This window comes from Mesorhizobium sp. M0626, assembly GCF_040320665.1.
Taxonomy (GTDB): domain Bacteria; phylum Pseudomonadota; class Alphaproteobacteria; order Rhizobiales; family Rhizobiaceae; genus Mesorhizobium.
Map to the genome: position 1 here is coordinate 275,832 of NZ_JAMYQD010000007.1, position 9,797 is coordinate 285,628.

General features: G+C 63.4%; 4 protein-coding genes. 2 read left to right on the forward strand and 2 right to left on the reverse strand.

Annotation, left to right across the window (positions count from 1 at the left end; all coding sequences use genetic code 11):
* The first annotated feature begins 213 nt into the window (after window positions 1-213).
* Both NKI37_RS11315 and NKI37_RS11320 read left to right on the forward strand, forming a co-directional pair.
* Window positions 214-3,351, forward strand: a complete 3,138-nt coding sequence (locus NKI37_RS11315) for an efflux RND transporter permease subunit (RefSeq protein WP_352791016.1) — start codon at window positions 214-216, stop codon at window positions 3,349-3,351.
* 275 nt (window positions 3,352-3,626) lie between these two features.
* Window positions 3,627-4,982, forward strand: a complete 1,356-nt coding sequence (locus tag NKI37_RS11320; protein ID WP_023754046.1) for an LLM class flavin-dependent oxidoreductase — start codon at window positions 3,627-3,629, stop codon at window positions 4,980-4,982.
* A gap of 61 nt (window positions 4,983-5,043) precedes the next feature.
* Here NKI37_RS11320 and NKI37_RS11325 read toward each other — a convergent pair whose 3' ends face one another.
* Together NKI37_RS11325 and NKI37_RS11330 are read right to left on the reverse strand one after the other, a co-directional pair.
* Window positions 5,044-6,753 carry a trimethylamine N-oxide permease gene (locus tag NKI37_RS11325; protein ID WP_023668560.1) on the reverse strand — a complete coding sequence of 570 codons (1,710 nt, stop codon included), beginning with the start codon at window positions 6,751-6,753 and terminating at the stop codon, window positions 5,044-5,046.
* A gap of 306 nt (window positions 6,754-7,059) precedes the next feature.
* Window positions 7,060-9,429, reverse strand: a complete 2,370-nt coding sequence (locus NKI37_RS11330) for a trimethylamine N-oxide demethylase (RefSeq protein WP_023820980.1) — start codon at window positions 9,427-9,429, stop codon at window positions 7,060-7,062.
* Between the last annotated feature and the right edge of the window lie 368 nt (window positions 9,430-9,797).

The following is a 9,797-nucleotide window of genomic DNA, read 5'->3' on the forward strand; positions in this document are numbered from 1 at the left end:
CGAAAGGGCTGGGCAAGCGAATTCAGGGTTTCCGGGCGGCGAGCGCCCGATGGTCGAGACGCCAAGATCGAGTTCCTCCGCATCGATCCGCGCGTCCCACCGCGATGAGTGTCTCTCCGCTCGGAAAGCCTCGCCGCCCGGAAGCCAGCATCGGAATATCCTAGCTGCATGCAAAGCGTATGCGCGCACGATCAACGAATTGGACTGACGCCGATGACCGCCACCGACAGCACTGAAAAGCAGCCTTTCAATCTTTCGCGCTGGGCCATCGGCCATCCCTCGATCGCGCGCTTCCTGTTCGGTCTGATCATCATTGCCGGCGCGCTCGGCCTGATGCGCATGGGCCAGAAGGAAGACCCCGATTTCACCTTCCGCGTCATGGTCGTCCAGGCGATCTGGCCGGGCTCCTCGATCCAGGAGATGGAAGACCAGGTCGTCAACAAGATCGAGCGCAAGCTGCAAGAAACGCCGCACCTCGACTTCGTCCGTTCCTACACCCGCGCCGGCAGCGCCATCATCACCGTCCAGATCAAGGGCGACACCAATGCAGAGGAGGTGAAGGACGCCTTCTACCAGGTGCGCAAGAAGGTTGGCGACATCTCCGGCGACCTGCCGCAAGGCCTGCTCGGGCCCTATTTCAACGACGAGTTCGGCGACACCTTCATCACCCTGCACTCGATCGGCGGCGACGGCTACAGCTATCCGGAGCTGAAGAAATTCGCCACCCAGGCTCGCGACATGCTGCTGACGACGCCGGGCGTCGAGAAGGCCGTCATCATCGGCGACCAGCCGGAGAAGCTTTATATCGACGTCTCGTCCAAGGCCCTGGCCGAACGCGGCCTGACGCTGACCGACCTGCAGAACGCCATCAAGGGCCAGAACAATGTCGATCCGGCGGGCTCCGTCGACACCGGCCTGCGCTCGGTGCGCATCTCGGTCGAGGGCGATGTCACCAGGGCTGCCGACATCAGGGAATTGCGCCTGCGCGCCGGTGGTCAGGTGACACGTCTTGGCGACATCGCCACCGTGAGTTCCGGTCTCGAAGATCCCTATCAGCGCAAGTACCGCTTCAACGGCCACGAAAGCGTCCAGGTCGGCGTCGTCATGGCCAAGGGTTTTAACGTCAGGGACGTCGGCACGGATGTCGAGGCGACCTACAAGCGCTTTGAGGAAGCGCTGCCCTACGGCGTTGCGGTTGACCAGATCTCCAACCAGCCCGAGGTTGTCAAGGACGCCGTCAACGAGTTCATGGAGGCGCTCGGCGAGGCGCTGCTGATCGTGCTTGCTGTCTCGCTGCTGTCGATCGGCTGGCGTTCCGGCCTGGTCATCGCCATTGCCATTCCGCTGGTGCTGGCCGCCACCTTCGCCATCATGTACGAGCTCGGCATCGATCTGCAGCGCATTTCGCTCGGCGCCCTGATCATCGCGCTCGGGCTGTTGGTCGACGACGCCATGATCGTCGTCGAGATGATGGAGCGCAAGCTGGAGGAGGGGCTGGTCAAGATCGAGGCGGCGAGCTTCGCCTATTCCTCGACCGCCTTCCCGATGCTGAGCGGCACGCTGATCACCATAGCCGGCTTCATCCCGGTCGGCTTCGCCGCCTCGACCGCAGGCGAATATGTGCGCACGCTGTTCTATGTGGTCGGCATCGCGCTGGTCGTGTCGTGGTTCGTCGCCGTCTATTTCACGCCGTGGCTGGGCTACATGATCCTCAAGCAGCGCAAACACGCCGGCAACCATCATGACGCCTTCGACACCGGCTTCTACCGGCGGCTGCGCGCCACGGTCGGCTGGGCGGTGCGCCACCGCATCATCGTTCTGGTGATGACGCTGGTCACCTTCGCCACCAGCCTGTGGGCGCTCCAGTTCATCCCACAAAACTTCTTCCCGCAATCCTCGCGGCCGGAAATCCTCGTCGATCTCTGGTTGCCTGAGGGAACCTCGATCAAGGAGGTCGAGACGCAGGCCAAAGCGCTGGAAGCCCGGATGATGGACGACAAGGACAAGCGCTTCATCGCCACCTATATCGGCGAAGGCGCGCCGCGCTTCTTCCTGCCGCTCGACCAGCAATTGCGCAATCCGAACTATGCGCAGCTTCTGGTGATGGCCAATGACGAGCCGGCACGTGAGCGGCTGATCCTCAAGCTGCGCTCAGTCCTGGCGCAGGATTTCCCTTCGATCCGCTCCAAGGTCGACCGTCTGTTCCTCGGCCCGCCGACCGGCTGGCCGGTGCAGATGCGCATCATGGGTCCGGACCGCCAGGAGGTGCGCCGCATAGCTGACCAGGTGAAGGCGAAATTCGCCGAAAATCCGCTCCTAGGCGCCGTCCATGACGACTGGCTGGAGCCGGTACCGGCGATGAAGCTGGTCATCGACCAGGACCGCGCCCGTGCGCTTGGCGTCACCTCGCAGCGCATCCGCCAGATGCTGCAGGCAGCGATGTCCGGCGCGCCGCTCGATGACTTCCGTGATGGCGAGGAGACGGTTTCCATCGTCGCCCGCGAACCGGACGCCAGCCGCAGCCTGCTGTCCTCGGTCGACTCGGTCTATATCCCGACCGATTTCGGCGGCTTCGTGCCGCTGTCGCAGGTGGCCAAGGTGGTGCCGGTGCTCGAGCAGGGCGTCGAATGGCGGCGCGACCGCCTGCCGACCATCTCGGTGCGCGCCACGCTGCCGGATGGCGTGCAGTCGAACGACGTCGTCACCAAGCTCTACAATGACATGCAGGGCATGCGCGCCGGCCTGGCGCCCGGCTACAAGATCGAGATCCAGGGCGGTGCGGAAGATTCCGCCGAAAGCCAGGCCTCGATTGCCGCCAAGGCGCCGATCATGCTGGCCGTCATCGTCGTGCTCCTGATGATCCAGCTGCAGCATTTCGGCAAGGCGATGCTCGTGCTGGCCACCGGTCCGCTCGGCATCATCGGTGCGGCGGCGGCTCTGTTGATCAGCGGCGCGCCGTTCGGCTTCGTCGCCATCCTTGGTGTCATCGCGCTGCTCGGAATCATCATGCGCAACTCGATCATCCTGGTCGACCAGATCGATCAGGACATCGCCAGGGGGATGGACCGATCGGAGGCCATCATCGGCTCGGCCGTGCGCCGTTTCCGGCCGATCGTGCTGACGGCGATGACGGCGGTGCTGGCGCTGATCCCGATCTCGCGTGCGGTGTTCTGGGGACCGCTCGCCTACGCCATGATGGGCGGCATCCTCGTCGCCACCGTACTCACCATCCTGGTGCTGCCGGCAGGCTACGCGCTGTTCTTCGGCCGCGAGCCGAAGAAAGGCAGGAAGCCGGCTGATGAGGCCGTGCAGGACAATGACAGGCCGCCACTGGCGCTGGCCGCCGAGTAGGCGCTGCTGGGGCACAGGATCTTCCTTGGAAAATGCTGGAACGCCGTACGCTTGACGTGCGGCGTTCTGGCTTTCTCCTTGCCGGTGGCACCGAGCACCCAGGCAAGTATCTCAACACCAGGCGGGTTCATCAAAATAGGTTGAACGGCCACCTGTATGAAAATGCTTCGCGGCGCCGGTTTTGCAAAACAGAATTCCTTCCCAGGACGGCAAAGCCGTCCGATCCTGCTTACATATCGGAGCGGCAACCCTCGTTCGCATCAGGTGATCATCCCATGGTAGACAATAAGCAATTGCGGCTCGGCGCCTTCATGCGTCCGGTCAGTCTTCACACCGGGGCCTGGCGCTATCCCGGCTCATATCCCGATGCCAACTTCAACTTCGCCCATCTGAAGCGCTTTGCGCAGACGCTTGAGGCGGCGAAGTTCGACGCCTTCTTCATGGCCGACCATCTGGCCGTTCTCAACATGCCGATCGAGGCGCTACGGCGCAGCCACACGGTGACCTCGTTCGAGCCGTTCACGCTGCTGTCGGCGCTCGCCGCCGTCACTGATCATATCGGCCTTGTCGCCACCGCATCGACGACCTTCGACGCGCCCTATCACATTGCCCGTCGCTTCGCCTCGCTCGACCATATCAGCGGCGGCCGCGCCGGCTGGAACATCGTCACCACATCCAATCCCGACGCCGCGCTGAACTTCGGCCTCGACGAGCATGTCGAGCACGACGAGCGCTATCACAATGCGCGGGAATTCTACGATGTGGTGACCGGCCTCTGGGACAGCTTTGCCGACGACGCCTTCATCCGCGACGCCGAGAGCGGGCTCTATTTCGATCCCGCGAAGCTGCATGTGCTCGACCATAAGGGCGAGCATCTCTCGGTGCGCGGCCCGCTCAACATTGCGCGGCCGGTGCAGGGCTGGCCGGTCATCGTCCAGGCCGGCGCATCTGAGGCCGGGCGGCAGCTGGCAGCCGAAACGGCGGAGGTGATCTTCGCCGCCCATTCCGATCTGGCGTCCGGGCAGCGCTTCTTTGCCGATGTCAAAAGCCGGGCCGAGAAGCTCGGCCGTTCGCGCGACGACATCAAGATCCTGCCCGGCGCCTTCGTCATCGTCGGCGACAGCGTCGAGGAAGCACAGGCCAAACGCGCCAAGCTCGACAGCCTGGTCTATTACGAGAGCGGCATTGCCTCGCTGTCGATCGCGCTGGGGCACGACGCATCCGGCTTCGATCCCGACGCGCCCTTGCCCGAAATCCCCGAGACCAATGCCTCCAAGAGCGGCCGTGAGCGCGTCATCGAGCTGGCGCGCCGAGAGACTTTGACCGTCCGCCAGCTGGCGCAGCGGCTCGGCGGCTATTCCGGCCTTGCTTTCGTCGGCACGCCGAAAACCATCGCCGATTCGATGGAGGAATGGCTGTTTGCCGAAGGGTCAGACGGCTTCAACGTCATGTTCCCCTATCTGCCAGCCGGGCTCGACGACTTCGCCGAGAAGGTGGTGCCCGAGCTGCAGCGGCGAAAGCTCTTCCGGCGCGAGTATGAGGGCACCACCTTGCGCGAGAATCTCGGCCTGAAGCGTCCGCCGAACCGGTTCTTCGAAGGCTCCGAAGCGGTCATCCGCAAGGCCGGCTGACGTCTGCCACAAAAAGAAACGGGCGCGCCGAAGCGCGCCCATTCTTTTCAAGCCATCACTTTCAGATGACGAAGTACCAGTTGGCGAGCAGCATCACCACCAGGCCGGCGACCAGCGTCAGGTAGGGCAGCATGCCTGCCTTTTTGACCGAGAGGTCTGCGCCCGCCATGCCGAGGTCGGCCAGCATGTGGTCGGGGAACTTGCCCTTGTCCTGGACGTAGTGCCGGTAGCAGAACACCGGGATGATCAAGGCGGCTGTGATCAGGCCGGCCCAGAGCGCCATCGGGTTCCACACCTTGGCGCCGGCGCCCATGAAGATGGCGTTTACATAGGCGAAGATGGCGCCGAGGCCGAGCAGCCAGCTCGGCGCCTTCCAAGGCCGGTTGATGTGGCCGTTGTCGATGCGGTGGATCCAGCCGGCATTGAGGTTGAGGAAGTTGAAGATGATGTAGCCGCAGTTCGACACGGCGAGGATGAAGAAGAAGCTCGTCGCGTCGGCCGAGGCGATGGCCAGCACGATCAGGTTGAAGACGAGATCGGTCCACATGGCGCGCGTCGGCGCGCCATGCTCGTTGACGTGGCTGAGATAGCGCGGCAGCCAGCCATCGACCGAGCCCTGGTAGAGCGTGCGCGACGAGCCGGCCATTGCCGTCATGATGCACAGCACCAGCGCCAGGATCATCAGCATCACCAAGAGGCTGTGGATCAATGCGCCACCCCCGACCATGCCGGCCAGTGCATCGGCAACACCGGAGCCGTCGACGATCGGCGTCGCCAGCATGCCGTTGAGGCCCAACACGCCCTGGAAGGTGAAGGGCACCAGGATGAACAGAAGCATGCAGAGCAGGCCGGAATAGAAGATCGCCTTGAACGTGTCGGTGCCGGGGTTCTTGAACTCCGATGTGTAGCAGACGGCGGTCTCGAAGCCGTAGGTCGACCACGCCGCGATGAACATGCCGCCTAGAACCAGCGTCCAGCCGGCAATGTTCCACGAGCCGGGCTCCGGCGCGTAAGCCGCCGCCAGCGGCACCAGCGGCGAAAAGTTCGCCCAGTTGATCTGGCCGGTGACGATCGGCACGACACCGACGATCAGCATCGGGATGATGACCAGGAGGCCGATATACTTCTGCACATTGGCGGTGCCGAGAATGCCGCGATGCTGGATCGAGAAGATGATCAGCATCAGCACCGCGCCGATGAAGAAAGTGGCATTGAGGGTGAAGGAGACAGGACCTAGCGTGTGGCTGAACAGCGTCCAGTTGCGGATGGCCGGCGTGGCCGCCGCGGTCACCGCGGCGATGGCGTCGGCAGGCACCGTTCCGGCATGCGCCGCGATATAGGCGACGACGTCCGGCGACGCCTCGGTGAACAGCGGCACCGGCGCCAGCGCGTTGAGAATATAGGCGGCGGCGATCGAGCAGCCCAGCGACAGCACCGGCGACCAGGCGAACCAGTTGCACCACACCGACAGCGGCGCGATGAACTTGGAATAACGCAGCCAGGCGGTGGCGCCGTAGATCGAGGCGCCGCCCGACTTGTTCGGGAACAGGCCGGCGATCTCGGCATAGGTGAAGGATTGCAGGAAGCCCATGATCATGGAAGCGATCCAGATCCCGAAGGCCAGCGTTCCCGTCGTTCCGGCAATGCCGCCGATCGAAAACAGGACAAGGGCAGGAACGCCGCTCGCCACCCAGAAGGCGCCGCGCCAGTCGATGTTGCGGAGCAGCTTGCCTTCAGCGGGCTGCTCCAGGGCAGTGGTAATCGTGCTCATCTGTCTGAATTCCCCATTTTGTGTTCCCGGCCGGTGATGCCTCGGCTTCGCGAAGCTTGTTCCCCGGTACATGACCGCACGACTCCAGTGTTTCCACTCAGTCGTATTTTTTTCTTAACAGTGAAGATTGATCCGGCGCGCTTTCACGTCAAGTGATTTGTGGCGTCGTGCACATCACGGTTGCGAAACGCTCGCTTTGTCCTTCTCCCCTTGTGGGGTGAGAAGCGGTCCGCGGTAGCGGACGGAAAGCCAATTGCTTTCGAGCTTCGAACGCCCTGAGCCTGCGAAGGGCCGGGGGTGCAACCCTCAGGATCGCGGCCTGGTCTTTTGCGGATCGTAGTGGGCGAAGGCCACGACGCGCGCCGGCAGCCGCTTGGCATGACCGTCGAGCTTGCCGATCTCCACCTCTGTGCCGATTGCCGCGTGGGTGACGTCAAGCCTCGCCAGAGCGATGTTTTTGTTCAGCACCGGCGAGCGCATGCCCGAGGTGACGACACCGATCTGGGCGCGGCCGATATGGACGCAATCCCCATGGCCGACGGCGACATTGCTGTCGATGTCGAGGCCAACGAGCTTGTGCTGCGGATGTTCCTTGCGCCTTATCAGCGCCTCGCGGCCGATGAAATCGTCGGTCTTGGCCTTCAACGGTACGGTGAAGCCAATGCCCGCCTCGAACGGGTCGGTCTGGTCGGAGAATTCGTAACCGGCGAAGATCAGCCCGGCTTCGATGCGCACCATGTCGAGTGCCTGCAGGCCCATCGGCTTCAGCCCGTGCGGCTGGCCGGCCTCCCAGATGGCATCGAACACTTTTTCGGCGTCGCGTGGGTGGCACCAGATTTCGTAGCCGAGCTCGCCGGTATAACCGGTGCGCGACACCACGACCGGAATGCCATTGCCGCCGCCGATGCGCGCGACAGCGAAGCGGAACCATTCGAGTTCGTCGATCGACGGTTGCAGCGGCGAGGTCCAGACCACCTCTCGCAAAATGTCACGGCTCTTCGGCCCTTGGACAGCGACATTGTGCATCTGGTCGGTGGACGAGCGCACCAGCACGTTGAGGCCAAGCTTCTTTGCCGTCTCGCGCAGCCATTCGCCGGACATGTCATCGCCGCCGACCCAGCGGAAATTGTCCTTGCCGAGCCGCAGCAGCGTGCCGTCGTCGATCATGCCGCCATGCTCGTAGCACATGGCGGAATAGACGACCTGGCCGACGCCGAGCTTCTTGACGTCGCGGGTCAGCGTGTATTGCAGCAGCGCTTCGGAATCGGGACCGGCGACCTCGAACTTGCGCAGCGGCGACAGGTCCATGATCACCGCGTCCTGCCGGCAGGCCCAGTACTCGGCGATCGGCCCCTCTTTGGCGAAAGAATTGGCCAGCCAATAACCCCGGTATTCCACGAAGTTGCGGGTGTGCTTGGCGAAGCTTGAATGGAAGGCGGTCTCGCGGGTCATTTTCGGTTCCGAATCGGGCGTCATGCGTCTGGCGATCGCTCGCGAGAATTTGTGTTGGCCGGAATAGGTTCGCACATGGATGTCGGTCGGGTTCCAGCCATTGGCCGGTGTCGTGTCGTCGGGACAGGCGGAGGAGACGCAGACGATGTCGGTGAGCGCCCTGAGCAGGACATAGTCGCCGGCGCGCGACCACGGCTCATCCGACACCATGACGCCATGGGCGTCGATCGCCGTGTTGAAGAAGAAGTTGATCGCCATCCAGCCGGCACGTGGGGTGACACCCTTGTCGGCCAGCGCGCGGTTGAAATTCTCCGAGCAGTTGGTGTGGCCGGGATAGCCGATGTCGTCGTAATATTTGGCGGCACACGCCAGCGCGAACGCATCATGCCGGCCGCATGTGTCCTGGATAACCTCGACCAGGGGCTCCATGTCCTGGTCGTAATATTTCGAGTGAAGGCCGGGCATCGGGTAGCTCGACCCCATCAGCGTGCGCGTGGTCGTTACGTCGAGCGGATGGTCCAGCCCCTTGTCCAGCTTGCGCGCCGAGAAGCACTGGAAATCGGTGCACTGGCGGCCGTCGACATCGATGATCTGCAGGTAGTCGCCCGCCTTGACGAAATAGGATTCGGCCGTCGCCGAATGGACGCGCAGGTCTAGCACCGGATCGGCGAGCGGATCGGCAAGCTGCGACTTCGTTTTCAGCCGGATGGTGTTGCGCCGCACGAGAACGGTGAGCGGCGTTGCCGTATCATGGCCGTCGACGAGCATCGGCCCGCCGGGTGCGGCAATCAGCATCGCGCCGTCGCGCGTGACAGTGAATGCCTGCTCGGTGCCGGCAGGCGTTGCGCCACCGAACACACGCACCGCCTTGGGCTCGTCGAGCTGCACCTGGCGGCGCTCAAGGCCACGACGGACGGAAGCCAGGCTGTCATCGCCCTCGGCCAGAAGCGCCTTGATCCCGGCGGCATTGCTGTTGGACTTTTCGCCGAGGATGGAAGGATCGGTGGCGCCGGTCCTGTCCCAGGCCAGCAACTCGCAAGCCTGCCCGCCCTCGACATTGCGCACGGTGAACGTATCGCCGGCCTCGACCTCGATCAGCACCGCGCCATTCCCCAGGATAGTATGGCGCTCCATGCCCGGCGGCAGCGCGATCTGTCCGGGCCTCACGACGAGGCTCGGCCGCGGCGGCCCAGCTGTCACTGAAGGGTAGGGCGACTGGCTCATCTCAGCCTTGCGGTTAGAGAAACATGTTTGCCTGTGTGTAAAATTATTTTAGCAGCAAGAATAGCAGCGCGGTTGGGTTTGGCAAGGTGGAGGTGGCGTTCTCGACGCGGTCGCTGCAGGTTAGACCCTTCCAATCAAACCCATCTTCCGAACGCCAGCGCCGCCCCTCATCTGGCTGCCGCCATCTTCTCCTCGTAAACGGGGCGAAGGATGCTGTCGTCGCCGGTTTCGCCAATCGCCAGCGTTGCAGGAAGAGCGCCGAGGCTGCGACCAGCTGTCCAGCCGATAGATGGGTAACACTTTGAACCGGATACATAGGTGACACTTCTCTCCCCCTATGCGTCCGCCGCAGCGCCAAGCGGATTGGT

Excerpts from the sequence above, each read along its gene's own strand:
- NKI37_RS11330 (WP_023820980.1), bottom strand. The coding sequence starts at position 9,429 with ATGAGCCAGTCGCCCTACCCTTCAGTGACAGCTGGGCCGCCGCGGCCG.
- NKI37_RS11325 (WP_023668560.1), bottom strand. The coding sequence starts at position 6,753 with ATGAGCACGATTACCACTGCCCTGGAGCAGCCCGCTGAAGGCAAGCTG.
- NKI37_RS11320 (WP_023754046.1), top strand. The coding sequence starts at position 3,627 with ATGGTAGACAATAAGCAATTGCGGCTCGGCGCCTTCATGCGTCCGGTC.
- NKI37_RS11315 (WP_352791016.1), top strand. The coding sequence starts at position 214 with ATGACCGCCACCGACAGCACTGAAAAGCAGCCTTTCAATCTTTCGCGC.